The organism is Halomonas almeriensis (genome assembly GCF_030409235.1).
In the GTDB taxonomy this organism is placed as follows: Bacteria; Pseudomonadota; Gammaproteobacteria; order Pseudomonadales; family Halomonadaceae; genus Halomonas; species Halomonas almeriensis.
Genome location: NZ_JAUFPO010000006.1, coordinates 241903 through 266947, shown reverse-complemented (window position 1 = coordinate 266947; position 25045 = coordinate 241903). Strand labels below are relative to the sequence as shown.

At 64.3% G+C, this 25045-nt stretch carries 23 protein-coding genes, 5 tRNA genes and 1 pseudogene; 10 read left to right on the top strand and 19 right to left on the bottom strand.

Going from position 1 to position 25045, the window contains the following annotated elements:
• Nucleotides 1–38: 38 nt before the first annotated feature.
• A complete protein-coding gene (locus QWY74_RS05195) occupies nucleotides 39–1079 on the bottom strand; it encodes a CHAD domain-containing protein (protein ID WP_264825037.1) in 1041 nt (346 codons plus the stop codon).
• Nucleotides 1080–1156: 77 nt separating this feature from the next.
• Nucleotides 1157–2332, bottom strand: a complete 1176-nt coding sequence (locus QWY74_RS05190) for a BaiN/RdsA family NAD(P)/FAD-dependent oxidoreductase (protein ID WP_264825036.1) — start codon at nucleotides 2330–2332, stop codon at nucleotides 1157–1159.
• Between the two features lie 252 nt (nucleotides 2333–2584).
• Between QWY74_RS05190 and QWY74_RS05185 the strand changes: the two genes are divergently transcribed.
• From QWY74_RS05185 to QWY74_RS05165, 5 genes and pseudogenes are all read left to right on the top strand, one after another.
• Nucleotides 2585–3697, top strand: coding sequence for an efflux RND transporter periplasmic adaptor subunit (locus tag QWY74_RS05185; RefSeq protein WP_290313926.1), 1113 nt, complete (start codon nucleotides 2585–2587; stop codon nucleotides 3695–3697).
• Nucleotides 3697–6814 (top strand): annotated as a pseudogene (locus QWY74_RS05180) (efflux RND transporter permease subunit). The gene QWY74_RS05185 and the pseudogene QWY74_RS05180 overlap by 1 nt, the downstream one beginning before the upstream one ends.
• Nucleotides 6815–7025: 211 nt before the next feature.
• On the top strand, nucleotides 7026–8051 hold the full coding sequence (locus tag QWY74_RS05175; RefSeq protein ID WP_290313925.1) for a TRAP transporter substrate-binding protein: 1026 nt from the start codon (nucleotides 7026–7028) through the stop codon (nucleotides 8049–8051).
• The gene (locus QWY74_RS05170) at nucleotides 8051–8596 is read left to right on the top strand and encodes a TRAP transporter small permease (RefSeq protein WP_264825032.1); all 546 of its coding nucleotides are present in this window, start codon (nucleotides 8051–8053) and stop codon (nucleotides 8594–8596) included. Before QWY74_RS05175 ends, QWY74_RS05170 begins: the two co-directional genes overlap by 1 nt.
• A gap of 4 nt (nucleotides 8597–8600) precedes the next feature.
• Nucleotides 8601–9908, top strand: a complete 1308-nt coding sequence (locus QWY74_RS05165) for a TRAP transporter large permease (protein ID WP_264825031.1) — start codon at nucleotides 8601–8603, stop codon at nucleotides 9906–9908.
• Nucleotides 9909–9920: 12 nt separating this feature from the next.
• On the opposite strand, the gene folE2 is transcribed toward QWY74_RS05165, so the two are convergent.
• Both folE2 and zigA read right to left on the bottom strand, forming a co-directional pair.
• Nucleotides 9921–10820, bottom strand: a complete 900-nt coding sequence (gene folE2 / locus QWY74_RS05160) for a GTP cyclohydrolase FolE2 (protein ID WP_290313924.1) — start codon at nucleotides 10818–10820, stop codon at nucleotides 9921–9923.
• Nucleotides 10817–12055 carry a zinc metallochaperone GTPase ZigA gene (gene zigA, locus QWY74_RS05155; RefSeq protein ID WP_264825029.1) on the bottom strand — a complete coding sequence of 413 codons (1239 nt, stop codon included), beginning with the start codon at nucleotides 12053–12055 and terminating at the stop codon, nucleotides 10817–10819. The genes folE2 and zigA overlap by 4 nt, the downstream gene beginning before the upstream one ends.
• A 570-nt stretch (nucleotides 12056–12625) precedes the next feature.
• Here zigA and QWY74_RS05150 point away from each other — a divergent pair.
• Nucleotides 12626–14215: an ABC-F family ATPase gene (locus tag QWY74_RS05150; protein WP_290313922.1), complete on the top strand. Its 1590-nt coding sequence runs from the start codon at nucleotides 12626–12628 to the stop codon at nucleotides 14213–14215.
• A 46-nt stretch (nucleotides 14216–14261) separates the two neighbouring features.
• Here QWY74_RS05150 and QWY74_RS05145 read toward each other — a convergent pair whose 3' ends face one another.
• Together QWY74_RS05145 and QWY74_RS05140 are read right to left on the bottom strand one after the other, a co-directional pair.
• Nucleotides 14262–14408, bottom strand: a complete 147-nt coding sequence (locus tag QWY74_RS05145) for a DUF2256 domain-containing protein (RefSeq protein WP_264825027.1) — start codon at nucleotides 14406–14408, stop codon at nucleotides 14262–14264.
• Between the two features lie 16 nt (nucleotides 14409–14424).
• Nucleotides 14425–14661 carry a hypothetical protein gene (locus QWY74_RS05140; RefSeq protein ID WP_264825026.1) on the bottom strand — a complete coding sequence of 79 codons (237 nt, stop codon included), beginning with the start codon at nucleotides 14659–14661 and terminating at the stop codon, nucleotides 14425–14427.
• Between the two features lie 204 nt (nucleotides 14662–14865).
• Between QWY74_RS05140 and QWY74_RS05135 the strand changes: the two genes are divergently transcribed.
• A complete protein-coding gene (locus tag QWY74_RS05135) occupies nucleotides 14866–15306 on the top strand; it encodes a LexA family protein (RefSeq protein WP_264825025.1) in 441 nt (146 codons plus the stop codon).
• A gap of 8 nt (nucleotides 15307–15314) precedes the next feature.
• On the top strand, nucleotides 15315–16592 hold the full coding sequence (locus tag QWY74_RS05130; RefSeq protein ID WP_264825024.1) for a Y-family DNA polymerase: 1278 nt from the start codon (nucleotides 15315–15317) through the stop codon (nucleotides 16590–16592).
• Between the two features lie 21 nt (nucleotides 16593–16613).
• Here the strand turns inward: QWY74_RS05130 and QWY74_RS05125 are convergent, their stop codons facing one another.
• From QWY74_RS05125 to QWY74_RS05065, 13 genes are all read right to left on the bottom strand, one after another.
• Nucleotides 16614–17216: a YqaA family protein gene (locus QWY74_RS05125; protein ID WP_264825023.1), complete on the bottom strand. Its 603-nt coding sequence runs from the start codon at nucleotides 17214–17216 to the stop codon at nucleotides 16614–16616.
• Nucleotides 17217–17227: 11 nt separating this feature from the next.
• Nucleotides 17228–18049 carry a DUF1206 domain-containing protein gene (locus tag QWY74_RS05120; protein WP_264825022.1) on the bottom strand — a complete coding sequence of 274 codons (822 nt, stop codon included), beginning with the start codon at nucleotides 18047–18049 and terminating at the stop codon, nucleotides 17228–17230.
• A gap of 83 nt (nucleotides 18050–18132) precedes the next feature.
• Entirely contained in the window at nucleotides 18133–18327 is a 195-nt protein-coding gene (locus tag QWY74_RS05115; protein ID WP_264825021.1) for a hypothetical protein, read from the bottom strand.
• A 331-nt stretch (nucleotides 18328–18658) separates the two neighbouring features.
• Nucleotides 18659–18746: transfer RNA gene (locus tag QWY74_RS05110), tRNA-Ser, on the bottom strand.
• Nucleotides 18747–18878: 132 nt separating this feature from the next.
• A complete protein-coding gene (locus QWY74_RS05105; RefSeq protein WP_264825636.1) occupies nucleotides 18879–19394 on the bottom strand; it encodes a thioesterase domain-containing protein in 516 nt (171 codons plus the stop codon).
• Nucleotides 19391–19951, bottom strand: a complete 561-nt coding sequence (locus QWY74_RS05100) for a nitroreductase family protein (protein WP_264825635.1) — start codon at nucleotides 19949–19951, stop codon at nucleotides 19391–19393. Before QWY74_RS05100 ends, QWY74_RS05105 begins: the two co-directional genes overlap by 4 nt.
• 87 nt (nucleotides 19952–20038) lie before the next feature.
• On the bottom strand, nucleotides 20039–20872 hold the full coding sequence (gene queF, locus QWY74_RS05095) for an NADPH-dependent 7-cyano-7-deazaguanine reductase QueF (RefSeq protein ID WP_264825634.1): 834 nt from the start codon (nucleotides 20870–20872) through the stop codon (nucleotides 20039–20041).
• The gene (locus QWY74_RS05090) at nucleotides 20872–21645 is read right to left on the bottom strand and encodes an ABC transporter permease (protein ID WP_264825633.1); all 774 of its coding nucleotides are present in this window, start codon (nucleotides 21643–21645) and stop codon (nucleotides 20872–20874) included. The genes queF and QWY74_RS05090 overlap by 1 nt, the downstream gene beginning before the upstream one ends.
• Nucleotides 21642–22595, bottom strand: a complete 954-nt coding sequence (locus QWY74_RS05085) for an ABC transporter ATP-binding protein (RefSeq protein WP_264825632.1) — start codon at nucleotides 22593–22595, stop codon at nucleotides 21642–21644. The genes QWY74_RS05090 and QWY74_RS05085 overlap by 4 nt, the downstream gene beginning before the upstream one ends.
• 266 nt (nucleotides 22596–22861) lie before the next feature.
• A tRNA-Gly gene (locus QWY74_RS05080) sits at nucleotides 22862–22936 on the bottom strand.
• Between the two features lie 19 nt (nucleotides 22937–22955).
• Nucleotides 22956–23031, bottom strand: a tRNA-Glu gene (locus QWY74_RS05075).
• 92 nt (nucleotides 23032–23123) lie between these two features.
• Nucleotides 23124–23198 (bottom strand) — tRNA-Gly (locus tag QWY74_RS05070).
• 24 nt (nucleotides 23199–23222) lie between these two features.
• Nucleotides 23223–23298 (bottom strand) — tRNA-Glu (locus tag QWY74_RS05065).
• A 198-nt stretch (nucleotides 23299–23496) separates the two neighbouring features.
• Here QWY74_RS05065 and msrB point away from each other — a divergent pair.
• A complete protein-coding gene (msrB, locus tag QWY74_RS05060; protein WP_264825630.1) occupies nucleotides 23497–23898 on the top strand; it encodes a peptide-methionine (R)-S-oxide reductase MsrB in 402 nt (133 codons plus the stop codon).
• 138 nt (nucleotides 23899–24036) lie between these two features.
• A complete protein-coding gene (ylqF, locus tag QWY74_RS05055) occupies nucleotides 24037–25023 on the top strand; it encodes a ribosome biogenesis GTPase YlqF (RefSeq protein ID WP_264825629.1) in 987 nt (328 codons plus the stop codon).
• Nucleotides 25024–25045 lie beyond the last annotated feature (22 nt).

The window sequence follows — 25045 nt, the reverse complement described above, 5'->3', positions numbered from 1 at the left end:
CCTGTGCCGCGCGCAAAGGCGCACCGCACGGGAACGGATCAGCGCCGCATGGCCTCACCGGCTCGCCGCAAGCGTACCGACAGGGCCTCGATGCCTTCCAAGCCGGCGGCTCCCATGGCCTCGTCGAAGTGCCGCTCGACCCGGCCACGGTGATCATTCAGCAGGTCCATGAAGCCACGCAGGTGGGCCGGTGCCCTGGCCTGGCCCGCCTGCCCGCGAGCGGCGGCGGCGAGTCGCTCCGCCACATCCTGATGGCTGTGCTCCCGGGCCGCGGCCTGCATGGCGGCCTCGCGCACCAGGTCATCATGCAGAACCCCGAAAGCATCCTGGAAGGCCTTCATGGCCCGCTCGGCCTGATGGCAGTCCGCCGACACCTTGCGCCACGGACGCAACAGGTAACGCAGGCGCTTGCCGGTGATGCGCGGGCGGTGCAGCGACTCGGCGTCTTCCACCGAAACCACTGCCGCGACCTCGGTCTCCAGGCGCTCGCGCAACTCATCAAGCACCCGTGCAGTGGCCTCACCGAAACGCGGCGGGGCCTCTCCGCGCCCCCCGGATCGCGGCTTCTTGCCAGCGGCCTTCTTGCCAGCGGCCTTTTTGCCCGTTGCCTTCTTGCGGAACTTGCCGGCCTGGATCGCCTCGAGCTGGGTCCTGAGGCGCCGCTCCAGCTCGGGAAAGCGTGACTGGATGGCCGCATCGGCCTCGGCGTAAGCCTCGGCCAGCTGTGCCTCCAGATGTTGCCGCCACCACTTAGCCGCGCGGTGTTGACGCACCGGCAGACCGGGCGAGTGCTCGTCGAGCCAGACCAGCATGACCTCGCCATCGCGGGCCGCGTTGGTGGTCCTGGCCAGGTCACGCAGATCACGACGCAGGGTCTTGGGCACTTCAACCCCCGGCTGCTGCCGATAAGCCTGTAACCAGGCCCGAAGACGACGCAGCGCCACCCGGAAATCATGCAGCCCCTCGGGGTCATCCGGGTCCATGATCCGTGGCCGAGCCCGCCGCGCCTCCTTGACCAGTTCCAGCCCGACATCTCCCACCACGCGCTCGAGGCGCCTTTTCTGCAGCGATTTCCCCATGACGAAGACTCCGTGCCGTGACGTCTTCAGTATAGAAAGCCCTACCAGGCACGACAGTCCGCATCAGCCCTGCCGCCTCACACCGCCTGGCCACAGGCGACGCCCGAGGCCCAGGCCCACTGAAAGTTGTAGCCCCCCAGTTCGCCGGTAACGTCCAGCACCTCGCCGATGAAGCGCAACTGCGGCAGCCCCTGGACCTCGAAGGTCTTGGACGACAGACTCCGGGTATCGATGCCGCCCAGGGTGACCTCGGCGGTGCGCCAGCCCTCGGTGCCGGCGGGCTTGAGTTGCCAGTCATTGAGGTGAGTCGCCCAGGCCGACAGGGTGGCGTTGGAACACTCCGCCAGGGGCGCATCGCCGCCATGCCACTCCACCAGGGCCTGGGCGAGCCGCCGCGGCAGGCGCTCGGCCAGCCAGGTGCTCAAGCGCCGTTTGGGCGCGTCGCGGCGCGCGGCGCTCAGCGCCTCGAACGCCGAGGTACCCGGCAGCAGGTCGATGGAGAGCGAGTCGCCGCTCTGCCAGTAACTGGAGATCTGCAACATGGCCGGCCCGGACAGCCCTCGGTGGGTAAACAGCATGGGCTCCTGGTAGCGGCCACCGCGACAGCGGACCGCCACCTCGTGGCTGAGCCCGGACAGGGAGGCGACGCGTTCCTTCCACTGCGAGGTCAGCGTGAACGGCACCAGGGCCGCACGCGTCTCGGTGACCGTCAACCCGAACTGGCGGGCGATATCATAGCCAAAGCCGGTGGCGCCCATGGTCGGGATCGACAGGCCGCCGGTGGCCACGATCACGGCGCCGGCCTCGATCGGCCCCAGGCTGGTCGCCAGCCGCATGCCCTCGCCCTGGCGCTCCAGCGACTGCACCGATGTCTTGAGACGTATATCCACCCCGGCCCAGTCACACTCGGTCAGCAGCACGTCCAGCAGATCCTTGGCGGAGCCGGCGCAGAACAACTGGCCCGGCGCCTTCTCGACATGCTCTAGGCCATGCCGCTCGACCAGCTCGACAAAATGCTCGGGGCGATAACGCTTGAGGGCCGAGATGCAGAAAGGCGGGTTGCGCGAAAAGAAGTTCGCCGGCGTGGTCGCCATGTTGGTGAAGTTGCAGCGCCCGCCCCCAGACATCAGGATCTTCTTGCCGGGCTTGTTGGCATGATCGAGCAGCAGCACCCGGCGCCCTGCGTAACCGGCCGTGAGCGCCGCCATCAGTCCGGCAGCGCCCGCGCCGATGACCACCACGTCATATGTCATTGGCCCACTCCCCTGCTCCTGCCGGCCCCGCGCGGCGCCCGGCTCTGCCCGTTGAAAATGCCAGCGCGCATTCTACCAGAGCCAGGCATCGACAGGCGCCGCTCGGGTTGTGCATTCTTGCCACACTTCGCGCCCCCGGCGAGCCGCCAAACGGGGTACCCTGTGATCAAGCGACGCTCGGTGTGGCCCCAAATTCGACCTCACCCGCACGGGGTGCCGGGTGTCTCATCCGCTGGATCAAGCGAGCCTGACATGACCTCGAGACTTCAAGCCTCCGCCTGGCGGATTGCTCTATGCTGGTTGCTGGGTCTGACCCTGGCATCGCCATTGCTGGCTCAGGCCCCTGGTAGCCGTGAACCCACCGCCATCATCGGCGTGCATGCCGAACAGGCCAGCTGGAGCGATCCACTGGAAGCGCTGGGCACCCTCAAGGCCGACGAGAGCGTCACCCTCTCGGCCAAGGTCACCGAGACCATCGAGAGCCTGGCTTTCGAGGGCGGCGAGCATGTCGAGGCCGGTGAGGTCCTCGTCCGCCTCTCCGATGATCAGGCGCAGGCCGAACTGCGCGCCACCATTGCCCAGCGCGATCAGCGTCAGGCCCGGGTGGACCGGCTCAACCAGCTGCAACAACGCAATCTCGGCACCCGCGCCGAGGCCGAGGACAGCCGGGCCCAGTTGCGTCAGGCCCAGGCCGAGGTGGCCTCGCTGCAGGCTCAGCTCGAGGATTACACCATCCAGGCACCGTTTTCCGGCGTGGTCGGCTTTCGCCAGGTCAGCGTGGGGACCCTGGTCTCGCCGGGCACGGCACTGGCCACCCTCGACAAGCTCGACCGATTGAAACTCGATTTCCAGGTGCCGGCGACGGCTATCGGCTCCCTGGCGCCCGGCATGTCACTGACGGCGCACAGTGCCGCCTTTCCCGAAACCCGCTTCGAGGGCGAAATCGCCGCCATCGACCCACGCGTCGACTCGGTCAGCCGTAGTGCCTCGGTGCGCGCCCTGATCGACAACCCCGAACGCCGACTGCGCCCCGGCATGTTGATGGAGGTGCGGGTGGAACGCCGCCAGCGCCAGACCCTGGTGGTTCCCGAGGCGGCCCTGATTCCCGAAGGTGAGCGCCACTATGTGCTGGTCATCTCGCAGGACGCTGACCAGCCGCAGGTGGCTCGTCGACGCGTCCAGGTTGGCGAGCGCCGCCCCGGCGAGGCCGAGGTGCTCGAAGGTCTGACGGCCGGCGAGCTGATCGTTCACCATGGTGCGGAACGCGTGCGCGATGGCGATACCGTCCGGCTGCTCGGCACGGTGGATGACCAGACATCGGTGCGCGACCTGTTGCGAGCCCGCCGCGATGGCGGAGAAGCCTGATGCGCCTGTCCGATGTGTCCGTCCAGCGGCCCGTTCTCGCCACGGTACTGGCGGCCCTGATCGTGGCCTTCGGGGTCATTGCCCTGGATCGTCTGCCGCTGCAGGAATACCCGTCCATCGACCCGCCGATCGTCAGCATCGATACCGACTACCCCGGGGCCTCGGCCAATGTGGTGGAAACCCGCATCACTCAGGTGCTGGAGGATCGTATCAGTGGCGTCAGCGGCATCGAGCTGATCACGTCCTCGAGCTCCGACGGCAGCTCCAGCATCACCGTGGAGTTCGGCCTGGACAAGGACATCGATGCCGCGGCCAACGATATTCGCGATCGCATTGCCGGCGCCCGGGACAACCTTCCGGAGGCGGCCGATGCCACCGAAGTGCGCAAGGAGGATTCCGGCTCGGACGTGGTCATCTGGCTGTCGCTTTCCGGCAGCGACTATGCCATCGATGAGCTGACCGACTATGCCGAGCGCTACCTGACCGACCGCTTTTCGGTACTGGAGGGCGCCTCGCGCGTGATCGTCGGCGGCGGAGAAGAATACGCCATGCGTGTCTGGCTGGATGCCGATGCCCTGGCGGCCCGCGGCTTGACCGTCAGCGATGTGGAAAACAGCCTGCGCCAGGAAAACGTCGAGCTGCCGGGCGGTGCGGTGGAGTCCGTGGATCGACAGTTCATGGTACGCCTGCCCCGGGATTTCTCGACGCCCCAGGACTTCCGCCAGCTGGTCCTGGCCGAGGATGCCAGCGGCTACCTGGTGCGACTGCGCGATGTGGCGGAGGTCGAGATCGGCGCCGTGGAGGAACGCTCGATGTTCCGCGGCAACGGCGTGCCCATGGTCGGCCTGGGCATTCGCAAGCAGTCGACGTCCAATGTCCTGGCGCTGTCGGAGGCGGTCAAGGCCGAGATGGCGCGCGTGGCGCCCAACCTGCCGGAGGGCATGGAGCTCAAGCTGCATCATGACGCCTCGACCTTCGTGGCCAATGCCATCGCCGATGTGGTGAAGACCCTGCTGATTGCCATGGGCCTGGTGGTGGTGGCCATTTTTGTCTTTCTCGGCAACCTGCGCACCACCCTGATTCCGGCCGTCACCGTGCCGGTGGTGTTGATCGGCACCTTTGCCGGACTCGCCGTCATGGGCTTCACCATCAATCTGCTGACCCTGCTGGCGCTGGTGCTGGCCATCGGCCTGATCGTCGATGATGCCATCGTGGTGCTCGAGAACATTCACCGGCGCATGCAGGAACATGGCGAGAGCGCCCTGGTGGCCGCCTATCGCGGCAGTCGCCAGATTGCCTTTGCGGTCATCGCCACCACCCTGGTGCTGATCGCGGTCTTCGTGCCCCTGAGCTTCCTGCAGGGCGATATCGGCCGGCTGTTTTCGGAGTTTGCGCTGACGCTCGCGGTGGCCGTGGCGATCTCGACCCTGCTGGCGCTGACCCTGACGCCGATGATGGCCTCCAAGATTCTCAAGCGCGACATGCATGAAGGGCGTATTGCTCATGGCGTGCATCGAGCCCTGGACGCCTGCCGCGCCGGCTACCGAGGCCTGCTGGAGCGCGTGCTGCGCTGGCGCTGGCTGGTGATGGGCCTGTTCGTCGCCCTGCTCGGCGCCATGGTCTGGCTCAATGGCCAACTGCCGCGCGAATACACCCCTCAGGAGGATCGCGGCACCTTCTTCATCCTGGTCAACGGCCCCCCGGGGGCGACCTACGCCTACATGGAAGACTACATGGATGAGATCGAGGCCCGCCTGCTGCCCATGCGCGAGCGTGGCGAGATCGACCGCATCTTGGTCAGGGCGCCACGCGGCTGGGGCGCGATCGAAAACTTCAACAGCGGCTTTGTCATCGTCAATCTCAGTGACTGGAGCGAACGCCGGCCGGCCTGGCCGATCATCGGCGAGGTGCGACAGCGACTCGCCGACCTGCCGGGCATCAGCGCCTTCCCGGTCATGCCCCAGGGCTTCGGTGGCGGCAGCTCCGAGCAGGCCCTTCAGTTCGTGCTGGGGGGGCGGGACCTTCGAGCAACTCGGCGAGTGGCGCGACACCCTGATAGCCCACATCCGTGAGGACAACCCGCAACTGCTCAACCTGGACAGCGATTACGAGGAAAACCAGCCCCAGCTGCGCGTCGACATCGACTATGACCGTGCCGCCGATCTGGGCGTGACCGTGACCGAGATCGGCAGCACCCTGGACACCCTGTTGGGAGGTCGCACCGTGACCCGTTATGTCGACGACGGCCAGGAATATGATGTCCTGCTCGAGGCCCAGCGGGGCTCGCGACCCAGCCCACGCTCGCTGGAGAGCCTGATGGTGCGCTCGTCGCGCTCCGGGGAGCTGGTGCCGCTTTCCAGCATGGTGACCCTGACCGACTTCGCCGGCCCCAGCACGCTGAACCGCTTCAATCGAGTGCGTGCCGTGACAATCTCGGCCAACCTCGCCGATGGTTACCCCATGGGCGAAGCCCTGGACTACATGCAGGCCGCGGTCGACGAGGTTCTGCCGCCCGAGGTGCAGACCGACCTCAAGGGAGCCGCCCGTGACTACCGCGAAGCCAGTGGAGCCACCGCCTTCCTGCTCGGCATGGGCGTGCTGGTGGTGTTCCTGGTGCTGGCCGCCCAGTTCGAGAGCTTCATTCACCCGCTGGTGATCATGATCACCGTGCCCCTGGCGATGATCGGTGCACTGCTGGGTCTGTGGCTGAGTGGCCAGAGCCTCAATACCTACAGCCAGGTGGGGCTGGTGATGCTGGTTGGCCTGGCCGCCAAGAACGGCATCCTGATCGTCGAGTTCGCCAACCAGTTGCGCGATGCCGGGCATCGTTTCCACGAGGCGCTGGTCGAGGCCGCGGTGACGCGCATGCGACCGGTCATCATGACCGCCGTGACCACCATGGCCGGGGCGATTCCGCTGATCCTTTCCAGCGGCGCCGGCGCCGAGACACGCCTGGTGCTGGGCACGGTGATCCTCTGCGGGCTGGCCACCGCCACGGTCTTCACCCTCTTCGTCGTGCCGGTGGCCTATGACCTGCTGGCGCGGCGTACCGGTTCACCTGGGGCCGTGGCCCAGCGCCTGGAGCGTGAAATGGCCGACCACCCCTCGGCTCACTGACACACCCCGGCCCCTCGGGGAGCGCGACGCATCCGCCCGGATAATATCTGGTCGGATGCGCCCCTGACCCGCTAGGCTATCCGTATGGATCCCCTGGCTTGCAGAGTCGCGATCACGACGCTGGCTGTCGCATTGGCGCCTTCCCTGCCACGAGGCAATCCATGATGCTGGAATGACCCACCTTCATGACCCAACAACAAGGATATCCTTCATGATCGATTCTCTGCCCCGTGCCCTGGCACATCGCACGCTGCTGGGCTGCCTGGTCGCCACCATCGGCGCCGGTGGCATGGCCTTCAATGCCCAGGCCGCGACCACCATGGACTTCTCCAACGAATACAATGCCAGCTCGATTCATGCCGAGGGCGATGCCTGGTTCATCGACCGTGTCGAGGAACTGACCGACGGCGAAGTGGATATCACCCTGCATACCGGGGCTTCCCTGGGCTTCCGCTCCGGCGACCATTTCTACGCCGTGGCCGACAATGCGGTGCAGGTCGCCGATAGTCTCTCGGGCACCCTGGGCGGCATCGACCCGATCTTCCTGCTGTCGTCCCTGCCGTTTCTCGCCGATGACGTCGAATCCGCCAAGCGCCTCTACGAGATCGCCCGACCGGCGTACGCCGAGGTCTTCGAAGACAACAACCAGGTCCTGCTCTACGCCTCGCCCTGGCCGGCCAGCGGTATCTGGTCCGAGGAGCCGGTCACCGACATGGAAGGCCTGCAGGACCTGAAGATTCGTACCTACGACCGCAACGGCACCGAAATCCTGCGCAATGCCGGCGCGTCCCCGGTCAAGCTTTCCTGGGCCGACGTGGTGCCGCAACTGGCCACCGGCGGCATTGAGGCCGTACTGACCTCCGCGGAGTCCGGCGCCAATGGCAGTTTCTGGGAACATCTGAGCGACTTCAGCGCCATCAAGTACGCCATCCCGCTGAACATGGTGCACATGAATCGCGATGCCTTCGAGTCGCTCAGCGAGTCGCAGCAGGAGGCCATCCTGCAGGCCGCCGAAGAAACCGATGCGCATAACTGGGAGGTGGTCAAGGAGCGCGTGGCGCAGAACTACGAGACCCTGGAGACCCACGATATCGCCATCCACGACCCGATCCCCGAGGACTTCCGTGCCGGCCTGGAGGAAGCCGCCACGCCTGTGCTGGAGAACTGGCTGGATAATATCGGTGAACGCGGCCAGAAGATCATCGACGAATTCAACCAGACCCAGGCATCCGACTAATGTCCACGACTCCCGCACGGCCCGACGGCCTGCTCGAGACGTTCAGCCACCGACTCGGCCAGCTCGCTTCCGGGCTGGCCCGGGTCGGCGCCTGGCTGGGCATGCTGCTGATCGTCTACATGCTCGGGCATATCCTGCTCGAGATCGGCATGCGGCTCTTCGGTCGTTCCACTTTCGTGCTGGATGAGTTCATCGGCTACAGCGTGGCCGCCATGACCTTCCTCAGCCTGCCCTATGCCCTGGAGCAGGGCGGGCTGATCCGGGTGTCGCTGGTGCTCGAACGCTTCCCGGCGCGCCTGCGCTGGCCCTTCGAACTCTTTGCCAGCGTCTCGACGCTGCTGGTGTTCGGCTGGCTGGCACACTTCTGGACCATCGCCGTGCAACGCAGCTACGCCCGCGGCATCGTCAGCGAGACACTGGCCGAAACCCCGCTGTGGATTCCCCAGGGCGCAGTCCTGATCGGTCTCTACCTGCTGTGTCTGATACTGGTGGCGCGCATTCTGCGCATCCTGGTTCAACGCACCACCTTCAAGAGCGGAGCCTGACGGCATGGACATTCTGTTTATCGGCCTCGGGGTGCTGGCCATCCTGCTCGTCGTGCTGGCGCTCGGCAGCTGGATCTTCGCCGGCCTGGTGATCGTCGCCGTCCTCTCTCTCTGGGGGCTCGGCGATTTCGGTTTCGCCCGCATCGGCCTGATCCTCTCGAAGATTCTCTTCCGGGCGGCCAACAGCTGGGAACTCTCGGCGATTCCGCTGTTCATCCTGATGGGCGAGTTGATCTTTCGTTCGGACATCGCCGAGCGCCTGTTCAGGGGGCTTACACCTCTGACGCGTCGCCTGCCCGGCGGCATCCTGCACACCAATGTGCTGGGCTGCACCCTGTTTGCCGCGGTCAGCGGCTCCAGCGCGGCGACCACGGCCACCATCGGCAAGATCACCACCCGGGAGCTCGCCGAGCGAGGCTATGATCGTCGCCTGTCCATCGGCTCGCTGGCCGGCGCCGGCAGCCTGGGGCTGTTGATTCCGCCATCGATCGTCATGATCGTCTACGGCGTTCAGGCCGAGGTCTCGATCAGCAAGCTGTTCATGGCCGGCGTCATTCCGGGGCTTCTGGTCGCGGTGCTGTACATCGGCTATGTGATGCTGCGTTGTCTGGCCAACCCGGCCCTGGCGCCTCGTCAGGCAAGCGACGAGACCACGCCCTGGCAGGCGCTGCGCCTGCTGGCGCCGGTGCTCGGTCTGGTATTCGTGGTGCTGGGCGCTATATATTCCGGCATCGCCACGCCTTCGGAGGCGGCAGCCATCGGCTGTGGCGCTACCCTGGTATTGCTCGCCGCGGAGCGTCAGTTGAACCTGGTGTTGCTGCTCGATGCCCTGCGCGGCGCCCTGATCACTTCGGTGATGGTATGCAGCCTGTTGGTGGCGGCGGCCATGCTGTCGACCGCCATGGGCTACCTGCACCTGCCCAGCGAACTGGCCGGCTGGATCGCCCAGCAGGGCTTCTCGCCGATCGCCCTGCTGCTTGCCATGGCGCTGTTCTACATCCTGCTGGGGCTGTTTCTGGACGGCATCTCGATCACCGTGATGAGTCTGCCGATCACCCTGCCGATCATCATCCAGGCCGGGTATGACCCACTGTGGTTCGGCATCTTCCTGGTGATCATGGTGGAGCTCGGCCAGATCACGCCACCGGTGGGCTTCAATCTGTTCGTACTGCAGGGGCTGACCGGTGAAAGCATCAGCCGAGTGGCCATCGCCGCCGCGCCCTTCTTCGTCCTGATGTGCCTGGCGGCGCTGATCATCAGCGTCTGGCCGTCGCTGGCCCTGTGGTTGCCACAGGCGCTCTCGGGCGGCTAGACAGGGTCGCCGTCAGTCACGCCACCACCAATTGGCCTGGCTTTCGGCGACCGCATCATGGGCGTGCAGGCTTTCGGCATGCACCACCTTGACGTGAAAGCCGGCAATGCCCGGCGCGTTGCTCAGGGCACCGTGCAGGCGTCGCGCTGCATCCTCGCAGAACATGGTGTTCTGGCCATTAGCCAGGGCAAAGGCCTGTTCGTCGACGCGCTTGACCGCGGTCTGAACCGCCGTGCCCAATGTCTGTTCGACCCGCTCGATAAGCATCTGCCAGGGTGGTGTCTCGGCATCGGCTGCCAGGGGAGCCTGCACGATCGCCTGGCTGCGCTGACTGTGGGGTGTGGCCGCAATGCCTCTTGCACTCCCCAACCATTGCCGCAATGTGGCGTGATCCAGTTCGACATCACGGAAATCCCGGTCGAACTGTTCCTGGATCAATTGCCTTGCCAGGGCTGCCGAGCGGGGACAAGTCGATGAGTATTCGACGGTCAGCGTCAGGCGCGTCGCGATGCTGTCCCCATCGATCCAGCCGTGCAGCGCAACGGGATACGCCTTCCAGCCTGACAGTGGACTGATCAGTGCCGGACGGCGCAACGTCAGGTTGCCGCGCAGCGACAGTGCCGCCTGCTCCGAGAGCGACTCATGACTCTCGAGAAAGGCCTGCAACACCGCCGAGAGTTCCGAAACCTCGACCTCTCGCTCGGCCAATGATTCCAGCAACAGGTAGAGCCGCGACATGTGAATGCCTCGCGCTGCGGAATCATCGAGGCTGACCGAGGCGGCGACCTGAGCGTCTACCGGGCGACCCGCGAGCTGTACGGGCAGAGCGATTTCCTCCATGCCGACCCAGCGCAGCCGACCACCCAGGGTGGCGGTTCCTGCCGCGACATCCTCAAGCTGACGCGAGGTCATGAGGCCTCCTGTTCACCGGGCAGTTCCCAGGACGCAAAGGGGTCCGGCAAGGCCTGCCAGGCCTCCAGGCCGGCCTGCATTTCCTCGTCATTCAGCAGGCAGGCATCCAACGCCTGCCGTATACCTGCCTCATCCATGTGCTGGCCGATGAACACCAGCTCCTGACGCATGTCACCAAACGGCTCCTGCCATTTTTCCATGATGCGCTGCCGATACTCGGGGTCCTCGGGCCACTCGCTTTCCGGCAGGGCTTTCCAGAAGATGCCGGCATAGCCATAGTGGGCGATGCCACCGGCCTGGCTCCACTGCCAGGCATGGCGCGGCCGGCTTGCCACCCAGAAGAAGCCCTTGGAACGCAGCAGACTGTCGCCGAAGCTTTCGTCATGCAGCTGATCGAAGAAGCGTTGAGGGTGGAAGGGTCGCCGTGCGCGATAGACGAAGCTGGAGACACCATAGGCTTCGGTCTCCGGCTGGTGTTCGCCTCGCATTTCCTTGAGCCACCCCGGTGACTGACTGGCACGCTCGAAACTGAAGCTTCCGGTCTCCAGCACCTTGTCCAGGGACACATCCCCATGCCGCATGGTCATCAGTTCGGCCGCCGGGTTGAGCGCGCTCAGCACAGCCTGGAGCTCCTTGAGTTGCGCCTCGTCCAACAGGTCGGCCTTGCTGATCAGCAGTACATCGCAGAACTCCACCTGGTCCACCAGCAGATCGGCCAGGTTGCGCTCATCGTCTTCGCCCAGGCTCTGGCCAGCGGCCTGGAGGGAGTCGGCCTGACGATACTGGCTCAGAAAGTTCACGCCATCGACCACCGTGACCAGAGTATCGAGCCGTGCAACCTCCGATAGACTCCGGCCCTGTTCGTCCTCGAAGGTGAAGGTCTCGGCCACCGGCAGCGGCTCGGAAATCCCCGTCGACTCGATGACCAGTTGATCGAAGCGCCCTTCCCGGGCCAGTCTGCCAACCTCTTCCAGCAGATCCTCGCGCAAGGTGCAGCAGATGCAGCCATTGCTCATCTCGACCAGGCGCTCCTCGGCCCGATTCAGGGCGACATCGCCACGCCCATCGCCTCGCACCAGATCAGCGTCGATATTGACCTCGCTCATGTCATTGACGATCACGGCGATACGCCGCCCCTCGCGGTTGGCCAGGATGCGGTTGAGCAGCGTGGTCTTGCCGGCGCCGAGAAAGCCGGACAGAACGGTAACGGGCAGCGGAGCCTGGGCATCGGGCATTGGGATCCTCCTGTGGTCTCGCCTTTACGGGCCTGGTCGCCACGTGGCGCCGGCCAGTACCGACACAACGACGGCCTGCCGGTCAGACGTCCAGCGCCTCGCAGCGGCGAGAATATTATACGTTATAACATAACAAATCAAACCCGAGCGATGTACTCTGGTACTGCCGCCGCCCTTGCCCAGTTGGCGGCCCGGTCCTCGCGAACCGATGAGCCAACAGAAACAGCCCCCGACCGGGGCGGGTCAGAGGCTGCGGTGTGACGCCGCCGTGATAAGCGAGCCGAGAAGGAGGAGGTGCACGCCCGGTTGAAGCCGCGTCACGGCTACAGCATGGTTCACCGCTTACCGGCACGCCGTGGGCGTTTGGCCATTCGGGATGTAGGAGATCCACGACATACGGCTCGGGCCGATCTCCCGGCTGCCCTGTCACCGGTCCGATCCTGGCCCGGCCGGGATCCGACACACCGCTGGCGAGGCCCGTCCGCCGGCGCGTACAATACCTGCCTCTTCGGCCGGGCCGCAGGCCCCGTGCGTTGCCCTCATTCATCATGCTCCCGCGAGTGCTCTCCTTTGCTTTCTACTGCCAACATCACCATGCAGTTTGGCCCCAAGCCGCTGTTTGAAAACGTTTCCGTCAAATTCGGCCAAGGTCATCGCTATGGCCTGATCGGCGCCAATGGGTGCGGCAAATCGACCCTGATGAAGATTCTCGGCGGCGACCTGGAGCCAACCAGCGGCCAGGTCATGCAGGACCCCACCACGCGGCTCGGCAAGCTGCGCCAGGATCAGTTTGCCTTCGAGGATGAGCGTGTTATCGATACGGTGATCATGGGCAACGAAGAGCTCTGGCAGGTTTCGGCGGAGCGTGAGCGCATCTATGCCCAGGCCGCGATGAGCGAGGAAGACGGCATGGCGGTCGCCGACCTCGAGGTGCGTTTTGCCGAACTCGAGGGCTATACCGCCGAGGCACGCGCTGGCGAACTGCTGCTGGGTCTGGGCATTCCGCTGGAACAGCACGACCAGCCGATGAGCGTGATCGCCCCCGGCTGGAAGCTGCGCGTGCTGCTGGCCCAGGCGCTGTTCAGCGACCCGGACGTGCTGCTGCTGGATGAGCCGACCAACCACCTGGACATTCACACCATTGGCTGGCTGGAGGACATCCTCAAGGCACGCTCGTCGACGATGATCATCATCTCTCACGACCGCCACTTTCTGAACAGTGTTTGCACGCACATGGCGGACCTGGACTACGGCGAGCTGCAGCTGTTTCCCGGCAACTATGACGAGTACATGACGGCCGCCACCCAGGCACGCGAACGCCTCCACGCCGAGAACGCCAAGAAGAAGGCAGAGATCGCCGAGCTCCAACAGTTCGTCAGCCGCTTCTCGGCCAATGCCTCCAAGGCCAAGCAGGCGACCTCGCGCCAGCGCAAGATCGACAAGATTCAGCTCGAGGAGATCAAGCCTTCATCCCGCGTCAGCCCCTTCATCCGTTTCGAGCCGCAGCGCAAGATTCATCGCCATGCCCTCAACGTCGAGAGCCTCACCAAGGCCTGGGGTGACAACCTGCTGTTCGAGCGCCTGAGCCTGCGCGTCGAGGCCGGCGAGCGGGTGGCTATCATCGGGCCCAATGGCATCGGCAAGACCACCCTGCTCAACTGCCTGGTCGGCACCATGACGCCGGATGCGGGTGAAGCCAGATGGACCGATGCCGCCGAGGTGGGCTATTTCGCCCAGGATCACGCGGCGGACTTCGCGGGCGGCGAGACGCTGTTCGAATGGATGCAGCAATGGACCACCGGCGGCGAGCAGACGGTGCGCGGTGCCCTGGGACGCATGCTGTTTTCCAACGATGAAATTGGCAAGTCAGTGAAGGTCATCTCGGGGGGTGAGCAAGCACGCATGCTGTTCGGCAAGCTCATTCTGCAAAGGCCCAATGTGCTGGTCATGGACGAGCCCACCAACCACCTGGACATGGAGTCCATCGAGTCGCTCAACCTGGCACTCGAGCACTATACCGGCACCCTGATCTTCGTCAGCCATGACCGGGAGTTCGTCGGCTCGCTGGCGACCCGTATCATCGAGATGACCGAGGATGGCATCGTCGACTTCAGTGGCAGTTACGATGACTATCTGCGCAGTCAGGGCCTGCATGCCTGAGATATGAGGTCCGCTCACCCGCGTGGATTGCTTCGTACTGCAACATTCAACGTTTCGCTCGGGCCTGGCGACGGCAGCGCTGCGAACAGTAGATAACGTTTTCCCAGTCACGCGCCCACTTCCGGCGCCAGGCAAAGGGCTTCTCGCAGATCGGGCAGATCTTGGTGGGGAGATGAGGTTTGCGGTGTGCCATGGTCGTGGTCGTTGCGTCAGTAGACGAGGTAGCAGCGAACCGTCTCTACCGGCCCGCCCGATGTCTGGAAGCGTGCTCGCGCGGTGGCCTTGGCCCCCGCCAGCAAACCGGCCTCCACGCGTATCCAGTTGCCCAGCAGCTTGCCACTGGCCAGACGAAAGCACTCATAGGCACGCGAGGTGTCGATGGTCTCGTAGAGGCCGACCGGCACGACCATCAGCAGTATTCTCAACGGCAGGATGCCTTTTGTCATCGCCTCTCCCTCATTCTGCTTCCCATCAGCGTGCCGTTCTGCGACTAGCCTGCTCACAACCGCAACCTTTGCATTGTAGCAGTGGCCGGATCCCCCTTCGTGGCACGTTCCAGCGTTGGCGGCTTGTGTGTATCAGCATTTGCCTGATGGCTCCTTCTTGCCGAATACTGTATATATAAACAGTCGCCCGCAAGAGGAAGGATCATGTGCGCAGACCCCATCCAGCATCCGCACCCGGCGCCGCCCTACCGCCCGCTGCCCCATCCGCTGGCAACCATTCGGGCCGGCATTTCCGGCTTCCCCTCGCCGGCAGAGGATTATGTCGGCCGCACCCTGGACCTCAACGAGCGGCTGGTGAAGCGCCCCGCTGCCACCTTTTTCATGACCGTCAGTGGCGACAGCATGGAAAGCTTCGGTATCCATGATGGCGATACCCTGGTGGTGGACCGCTCGATCGATGCGCATCCCGGCCACATCGTCGTCGCCCTGGTCGACGGCGAGGTCATCGTCAAGCGCTACGAGATGATCGGCCGCCGCCCCTACCTGTGCTCCGGCAACAGCCGCTATGCGCCCATCCCGGTGGCAGACCTCGATTGTCAGGTGTGGGGCGTGGTGCGCGCCGTCATCCACGAATTTCCGGTGTGAGCCCTGCCATGATCGGACTGGTCGACTGCAACAACTTCTACGTGAGCTGCGAGCGGGTCTTCCAGCCCAGGCTGGAGGGGCGGCCCGTGGGCGTCATGTCCAACAACGACGGCTGCGTGATCGCGCGTTCCAGCGAACTCAAGGCGCTGGGCGTGGCCATGGGCACTCCAGCCTTCGAGCTGCAGGCATGGCGCGATCAGGGGTATATCCAGCTGCTCTCTTCCAACTACGAGCTGTATGGCGACATGTCCGCACGGGTCCGCAACGTGCTCGAGGAGTTCTCCGCCGGGGTCGAACCCTACTCCATCGATGAGATGTTCGTGCACTTCGACGGTTTCGATCATGCCGGTATCGAGGCCCTGGCTCGCACCCTCCATCGCCGGGTACGACAGTTTACCGGCATCCCCGTCTGCGTGGGCGTCGCTCCCACCCACACCCTGGGCAAGCTGGCCAACCGTGCCGCCAAGAAGCGCCCCGAGTACGCCGGCGTCTGTGTCATGCAGGCCGACAGCACCGCGACGCGACACATCCTTGCCGGCACCGCGGTCAGTGATGTCTGGGGGATCGGTCAGCGGCTGGCAGAGAAGCTCGCCCTGCAGAACATCCACACCGCCTGGGACCTGCGCCACAGCGACCCGCACGCCATGCGCCGACGTTTCTCCGTTACCCTCGAGCGGACCGTGCGCGAGCTGCAGGGCACGCCCTGCCTCGAGCTCAACGACGAGCACCGCCCGCGGGATCGCATCATGACCTCGCGCTCCTTCGGTCGCCTCACCGGCGAGCTCGGCGATCTACAGGATGCCATTCGCCAGCACGCCCAGCGCAGTGCCGAGAAGCTTCGCCAGCAGGAAAGTCAGGCCCGCGCCGTGCTGGTCTTTCTCAAGACCAACCGCCACCGCACCGACCTGCCCCAGTACGCGCCCAGCGTGGTGGTCGAACTGCCCGAGCCCAGCGACGACACTCGCCCCATCCTGGCCGCCGCCCGGCAGGGGCTCGAGGCGATCTATCGTCGTGGTTATCGCTTCATGAAGGCCGGCGTGATGCTGCTCGACCTGGTGGATACCAACCGGCAGCAACTCTCGCTGCTCGACACCCCCGAGCGCGCCGAACAGCGCGAGCGCGACCATCATCTGATGGCCACCCTGGATGCCCTCAACGACCGGATGGGCAAGGGCACGGTGCGCCTGGGCGTGCCGCGACAGAACGCCGCCTGGCAGCTACGCTGCGCGCATCGTTCACCACGCTGGACCACACAGTGGCAGGAGCTGCGGCGGGTCAAGGCCTGAGCGGCGAGACGCCAGACAAGGTCACATCACCAGCGCCGCCAGCCTCTGCAGCCCCAGCACCACAGCCAATACCAGGGCTCCGCCGGCCAGGCTGGTGATGAGCGCGTGATGCCGCCACATCTGCTCGACCCGACGGCCGAAACGGCTGACCAGCCAGGCCAGGCCGAAGTAACGCAGCCCCCGGGCAATCAGCGCCGCCAGCGCGAACAGAAGCACCGGGTAACCCGAGAGACCGGCCGTGATCATGGCAATCTGAAACGGAATGGGCAGAATGCCGAGGGCCAGAATCGCAGCAAAACCGTACTGATCAAAGAAGGCTTGAAAGGTCTCGAATCCCTGCTGAATGCCCATGAACTCGATGAACCAGACGCCCACTGACTGGAACAGCAGCATGCCCACGCCATAACCCAGCAAGGACGCCAGCAGACACCCCGCCGTGGTCACCATGGCCAGCACCCAGATGCGCGCCCTGTTGGCCCCCATCAAGGGAATCAGGATCAGCTCCAGCGGAATCGGCAGAATGATGGTTTCCAGAAACGATAGCGTCCCAAGCAGCCAGAGCATGTGATTCGAGGCGTTGAGCTTCTCGAACCAGACCCTGGCTCGTCTTGATGCAATGGTCATGAAAGGAACACCTAGAGGACGGGATTGATACGGCGATAAATGGATGCCAATACACTATAAATGCCGAAGGCAAACAGTCCTGCCGCCACAAGTCCCAACAGCCATTGGCCGAACACCTGCGCGCGCAGCGTATTGAAGACCTCTTCAGTCCCCCCTGCCTCACCGGGGCTGATCTGGTAAGCCGCCATCAGAAAGAAACATCCCACCATTACGAACACCACCCCGCGTACCACCAGCCCGAAGCGACACACTGGATAGGCCCACACTTGCACGGCCGACGGCATGCGAAAGTGCTTGTCGAACTTGGCTTTGACACCCTTGATAACGTGCGCCAAGCCCGCTCCGATGATCGCCAGGCCAACCAAACCGATCCCCCAGCGTCCCAGGGGCTGCTGAAACAGCCAGCTGACAAGGCCACTGGATCCCTCGCCCTGGCCTGCAGAACCGCTCAGACGAAACATCAGACTAACGGCATAAAAAGCCAGCAAGGTATGCGTGACCGCACTGACCAGCAAGCCTCCACGAATCGCCAACCCCTTCGCGCTCTTGCCATGATGATCCGCATCCTTAAGCGCCTGGATGGCACGCCACATGGAGTAGCTCAGCAACCCCAGCGCAATGATGCCCAGCAATACCTTGCCAAAGGGGGCGCCGAGCAGACTCTGCAAGGCACCACGACTGCCTTCCGCCTGACCGCCCTGACCACAGGCCGCCAGTGCCGCAAGCCCACCGATCAGCAGGTAGACAAGGCCTCGCGAGGCGTACCCCATGCGCGCCAGCATCGAGATGGCATCACCTGATTCAAGTTGATACCAGGGCGTGTCGGAACCCATCGGTCGAGCACCATTTTAGTGTGTTCAGGAAATGCGTCCTGGCATCAAGCCGCTTGATCTGGATCTAGCGTGGTCCCTTGTTCTCAATACGACGCTCTACCCGGGTCATCCTGCTCATCCACCTGCGGTTTCGGCGCATCATCACCCACCAGCAAGGGCTTGCCGTCTTGCCAGATCACGGCGTACTGACCCAAACGCCGTTTGCGCTCCAGGGTCTCGGAAACGACATCACGGAGGCTGTCGAGCATGGTTTGCGTATCCGGTGTCGGCTGGGTCATGGCCGTGCCTCCTCGACGAGAGCGTTTAAGTAGCCATCATCGAGAATATAGCGCTTTGAACCTGTCTGCTAGAACAACGGCTCAAAAGCCCCCGGCATTCATGAAGCAACGCGCTCGTGTGATGCTGAGAGCATAGAATGTCAGCAGGATGCGCGGGGATCGATGCTGGATGTCTTTCAGCGGGATGTTGTAGCCACCCGGGGAAGCAGGTTCTACTACATGTTGCTGAAATATCACCATCCGGGGCAACGCCAGGTCGTAAAGAGCCTGCTTTCTGATAACCACCATCACGCAAAAAAGCCGCCTCGATGGGCGGCTTTTTCTGATGTTCTGGCGGAGGGGGAGGGATTCGAACCCTCGAAGCCTTTCGACTTACACACTTTCCAGGCGTGCTCCTTCGACCACTCGGACACCCCTCCGCATTGTGATTCCCGAAACGAGCGACGCCTGTTTGCTGCAGGGCGGCCTCTTTGTCTCGAGAACGGCGCACACAATAGCGACTTAAGTCCGCGGATGCAAGCCGATTTTTGGCTTGAGTCGGATTTTCGGGGTCAGGCGGGCCGTTCGGGCAGCACCGCGTAGTCGCCGCGGGCCTCGAGGCAGAGGGTATCGCCGCACCAGAGCTGTTGCACGAGGGCGATGCGGCCCTTGCCGCCTTTCTGCAGGCTGGCGGCGAGCGTCGCCCTGCCCTGCTCGTCCTCGGGCGTACAGATCAGTCGATAGTCTCCGGTCACCGGGGCGAGGAATCGTTGCCGGGACTCGGCGACCACCACGTCACGCTCGATGCCCTGACGACGCAGCCAGAGCGTGACCCAGCACCAGCCGAGCAGCGTCGTCTGGGCGGTCAGCGAGCCGCCGAAGCCGGTGCCCTTGTCGTTCAGGTTGGGCGTCAGGGCGAGCTGCCAGCTCAGGCTGTCGCCCTGGCGATGCATGTCGCAAATCCCCAGCTGCCCGGCCAGCGGAATGGCGTCATGAAGCCAGGCGAGGAAGGCGGCCGGATCGTCTTCCTGGCCACTAGCGGGCAGTGGTAGGCGCGGGTGCGCTTCGCCGATCCGGCGCTCGTTCACGTCCAGCGCTCCACGAAGTTGGCCGTGTCATGCGCGGGCAGCCGGCGCGGGCGGCCACCGGGCTGGCCCAGGTAGATGAAGCCGACCAGGGCATCCTCATCGGCAAGCCCCAGCCCCTCATGCACGGTGGCGTCGAAGGCATACTGACCGGTTCGCCACATGGCCCCCAGGCCCTGGGCATGGGCGGCCAGCAGCAGGGCATGAGCCGCACAGCCAGCCGAGATGATCTGCTCCACGGGCGGCACCTTGGGCTCGTCGGGCGTCACCCGGGCAATCACGGCGATGACCATGGGCGCGCGTTGAGGCTTCTTGCGCGCGCCGTTGAGCCGGGCGTCCTCGGCATGCGGGTCCTCGCGGAGCTCGGCTTGGGCGAAGAGCTCGCCCAGGCGTTCCAACCCGACGCCGGAAAACTCGATGAAGCGCCAGGGACGCAGTTCCTTGTGGTCGGGCGCGCGCAGGGCGGCCTGATACATGGCCTCGAGCTGTTCGGCGCTGGGCGCCGGTCCCATGAGCTTGCCCATGGAGCTGCGTTCGTGCAGTAGCGTGAGTGCGTCCATCGCGCTGACCTCATCGGTGTAACCGGTGTTTGACGAGAAGAGTTCTCACTACTCTACCAGCTTGGTGGCGCCTTGTGGGCGTCGCGCTTACTGGCGCGTCAAGCGCAGCGGGGTGGGCGGTGTCTCGCCGGGCGTGCCCCGCCAGGGGCTGATATCGAGCCCGCCACGACGCACGTAACGCGCCAGCACCAGCAGGCGTTCGGGCCGGGCCCGGGCCATCAGATCGCAGAAGATATGCTCGACGCAATGCTCGTGAAAGTCCTGATGCTGGCGATAGCCGACCAGATAACGCAACAGCCCCTCGCGGTCGATACGCGGTCCACGATAGCGGATCAGTACACTGCCCCAGTCGGGCTGGCCGGTCACCGGGCAGTTGGACTTGAGCAGATGGGAGTGCAGCGTCTCCTCGACGATCTCGTCACCCACCACCAGAGGCTCAGCGCTGGGGGTGTAGTCATCGATGGCGATGTCCTGCGCGTCGATACACTCGCCGGGCAGGCGCTGCGGCATCAGCTCGCTGGCATCGACGTCGAACAGCTCGACGCTGACCGGGGCGCCGGCGGCCTCGGCCAGGTCCTTCTGCAGCTGTTCGCGCACCGCTGCCGGACTCGCGAAACGGCTCTGGTTGTAGCTGTTGAGATAAAGCTTCCAGGACTTGGACTCGATGAGCCGCGGCGACTCGGCCGGCAGCCGGAAACGTGCCACCGCCACATGCGGCTTGCCGCGGGCATTGAGCCAGGAGAGTTCGAAGGCATGCCACTCATCCTCGCCGATAAACGGCAAGGCACCCGCCTCGATGCCCAGCGGCGCGCGATTGGCCGCCCGTTCGATGGGATACAGCAGACCGGCATCATACTGCTCGGGATAGGCGGACTCGCGCCCCAGTGGTGCCTCGGCCAGGGTCTCGGGTCGTTTGTTCATCAGCTGCGGATCCCCTTGCCATTCTCCAGCATCCACAGCGCGATGCCGAACAGCACCACGATGAAGCCGAGAATGGCCGCCAGCGCCCAGCCCACGGGGATATCCGAGACCCCCAGAAAGCCATAGCGGAAGACATTGACCATGTAGAGGATGGGGTTGAGCATCGAGACACCCTGCCAGAAATCCGGCAGCAGCGAGATCGAGTAGAAGACGCCGCCGAGATAGGTGAGCGGCGTCAGCACGAAGGTCGGCACGATCGAGATGTCATCGAACTTCTTGCCCAGCAGGGCATTGATGAAGCCGCCGGTGGCGAAGAGCGCGGCGGTCAGCACCACCACACACAGCGTCAGCATCGGGTGCGCCACCTCCACCTGGGAGAAGAACAGCGACACCACGGTGACGATCAGGCCAACTCCCAGGCCGCGCGCCATGCCGCCCATGATGAAGCCGGCCAGGATCACCCAGTTGGGCATCGGCGAAACCATCATCTCTTCCACGCTGCGTTGGAACTTGTTGGAGAAGAAGCTCGAGGCCACGTTGGAATAGCTATTGGTGATCACCGACATCATGATCAGCCCGGGGACGATGAAGTCCATGTAGGTGTAACCATCCATCTCGCCGATACGCGAGCCGATCAGGTTGCCGAAGATGATGAAGTACATCGCCATGGTGATCGACGGCGGTAACAGCGTCTGCGGCCAGATTCGCGTGAAGCGCTTGATTTCCTTGACGACGAGCGTCCACAGCGCGATGGCGGTCTGTGTGGCGTTCATGCGCTTGCCTCCGTGTTGTGATTCGCGTCAGCCTGCTCTTCCACCATGGAAACGAACATTTCCTCCAGCCGGTTAGCGCTGTTGCGCATCGACATGACCTGGATGCCCTGCTCGCTCAAGCCGCTGAAGACATCATTGAGTCGCTGACCACGCTGCACCAGCACCGAAAGCTGAGCCTCGTCGACCTGACGTATGTCGAAGCCCGGCACCTCGGGCATCTGCTCGACGGGATGCGCGAGGTCCAGCAGAAAGGTCTCGGTGTTGAGCTCGGCGAGCAAGTCACGCACGCTGGTGTCGCGCACGATATGCCCATTGTTGATGATGCCGACATGGCGGCACAGGCTCTCGGCCTCTTCCAGGTAATGCGTGGTCAGAATGATGGTGGTGCCTTCCACCTCATTGATGTGACGCATGTATTCCCACATGCTGCGGCGCAGCTCGATATCCACGCCGGCGGTGGGTTCGTCGAGAATCAACAGCCGGGGGCGGTGCATCAGCGCCCGGGCAATCATCAGGCGGCGCTTCATGCCGCCCGAGAGCATGCGCGCGCTGCCATTGCGCTTGTCCCAGAGCCCGAGGTCGCTGAGCAGCTGCCGAGCACGCGGCACGGCCTCGCGGCGCGACATGCCGTAGTAACCGGCCTGCGCCAGGACGATGTCTATGACCTTCTCGAACTGGTTGAAGTTGAATTCCTGGGGCACCACACCGAGATGGTACTTGGCACGGGCGAAGTCGGTGTCAATATCGATGCCGAAGATCGAGACCTGGCCGGCCGTCTTCTGCACCAGCGAGCACACCACGCCCAGGGTGGTCGACTTGCCGGCCCCATTGGGGCCCAACAGGGCATAGAAATCACCCTGGGCGACGTCGAGGTCGATGCCCTTGAGGGCCTCAAAACCATTGCCGTAGACCTTGGTCAGGCCACGGATGGACAGCGCCGGTTCGGCCATGAGCAATCCTTGGATGTTCAATATTGGGAAGCTGGAGCGAACGCCAGCCAAGACACTCGCACATTGGGGCAGAGCGCCGGGGATTCAAGTAGCTCGCAAACCATAACACGGGCGGGAGCTGGAAGCTGGAAGCTGGAAGCTGGAAGCTCGAAGCTCGAAGCTCGAAGCTCGAAGCTCGAAGCTCGAAGCCAGTCTGACAACACGCAGGAGCACGACCCGACACAAGAGTGTCAGCGCATCGAAGGAGAGCTATCGAGGAGAAAATCTGGAGCGGGAAACGAGATTCGAACTCGCGACCCTCGCCTTGGCAAGGCGATGCTCTACCACTGAGCTATTCCCGCTTTTCGAGGTATAACGAAGTGGCGTCCCATAGGGGGTTCGAACCCCTGTTACCGCCGTGAAAGGGCGGTGTCCTGGACCACTAGACGAATGGGACGCAGTGGAGCGGGAAACGAGATTCGACCGGGCTGGCGCACCAGCTCGCGACCCTCACTACCCATCCTGTCGGACCATCTTTTTTTCAAAAGATGGAGCGGGAAACGAGATTCGAACTCGCGACCCTCGCCTTGGCAAGGCGATGCTCTACCACTGAGCTATTCCCGCACTCCGTTATCTCAATGAGCCGAGTGGCGTCCCATAGGGGGTTCGAACCCCTGTTACCGCCGTGAAAGGGCGGTGTCCTGGACCACTAGACGAATGGGACGCAGTTGCTCGCCTCGTCGAGATGGCGCGTATATTACTCACACCTTCGGGATCCGTCAACCCTTTGCGCATCTCGTTGATAATCCAGCCAAGGTTGGCGATGCTGGGAAGCGATACAACGACGAAGCGCCAGGCTGACGCCGGCCTTCAAGCGGCTAGACTGTCAGACTAGGGTGCAGGCCAGACAAGGAGAACGCCCATGCGCAAGAAGATCGACAAGCCTGACGCCGAGTGGCGCGAACAGCTTACCGACGAGCAGTATCGCGTGACCCGTGAAAAAGGCACCGAACGGCCCTTCACGGGTGACTATCGGGTAACGGACGAGCACGGCATCTATCATTGCGTATGCTGCCATGCGCCATTGTTCGAGAACGAGCACAAGTTCGATGCCGGTTGTGGCTGGCCGAGCTTCGATCGGCCCCTTTCCTCGGAGTGTGTGGCAGAACAGTCCGACAACAGCCATGGCATGCAACGCATCGAGGTCACCTGTGCACGCTGCGATGCCCACCTGGGGCATGTATTTCCCGATGGCCCGCCGGAAACCACCGGGCAACGCTTCTGCATCAACTCGGTCGCCCTGGACTTCCACGCCGGCGAGTAAGTCCCCGCCCCTGCAACGGCCGGCCATCTGCTATGATGGGCGGCCGTTTTACATGGTCGCTGCAAGCGCGTGTCCGAGGCCCCTGGCCGGACGGAGCATCGCAGGACTTTCATCGTTCACAGCAGGCAGGAGGGGTCGATGCTCGGCTGGTACCCGGGACACATGAACAAGGCACGTCGCCAGATTCTCGAGGCGCTGCCGGAAATCGACGTGGTGATCGAAGTCCTCGACGCCCGCCTGCCCTACTCCAGCGCCAACCCCATGCTGGCCGAGCTGACGCGCCACAAGCCGGTGCTCAAGGTGCTGTCGCGGGCGGACCTGGCCGATCCGCAACGGACACAGGAATGGACGCAGCATTTCGATGCCCTGCCCGCCACTCGCGCCCTGGCGGTGACCACCACCCAGGCCCGCGAGCTCAAGCGGGTGCCCAAACTGTGCCGTGAGCTGGCCGGTCAGGTCCGCGCCGATCGCGACGTGCGCGTCATGGTCATGGGCATTCCCAATGTCGGCAAGTCGACCCTGATCAATGGCCTGGCAGGACGCACCATCGCCAGGACCGGCAACGAGCCGGCGGTGACCAAGCGCCAGCAGAAGGTACGCATCAATGGCCAGGTCGCGCTGATCGACACCCCCGGGGTGTTGTGGCCGAAGATCGAGGATCAGGCCAGCGCCTATCGTCTGGCCGCCAGTGGCGCCATTCGCGACACCGCCATCGACTATGTGGATGTGGCCATCGTCACCGCGGCCGAACTGGCCAGGCGCTACCCGGAAGCGTTCTCGGTGCGCTACAAGCTCAAGGAACTGCCGCCCTTCCAAGCCAACCCGGAGGCCGAGCGCACCGAGGCGGATGGCGATCCGGGCCCGGACCTGCTGGCGCGCGCGGGCTTCGATGGCCATGCCATCCTCTCGACCATCGCCGGCAAGCGCGGGGGTCTGCGCCCCGGGGGCGAAGTCGATCTGCATCGCGGTGCCGAGGTGCTGCTTCACGAGCTGCGCGGTGGCAAGCTGGGGCGCATGACGCTGGAAACGCCGGCTGATATACCCGAGGAGGAGGCCACATCCGCCGACGAAGCCACGTCGGACGCCGCCGCGGGTGACCACTCGCGCGACGCCCACGATGGCTGACGCCGACCGCCCGCCTTCGTTA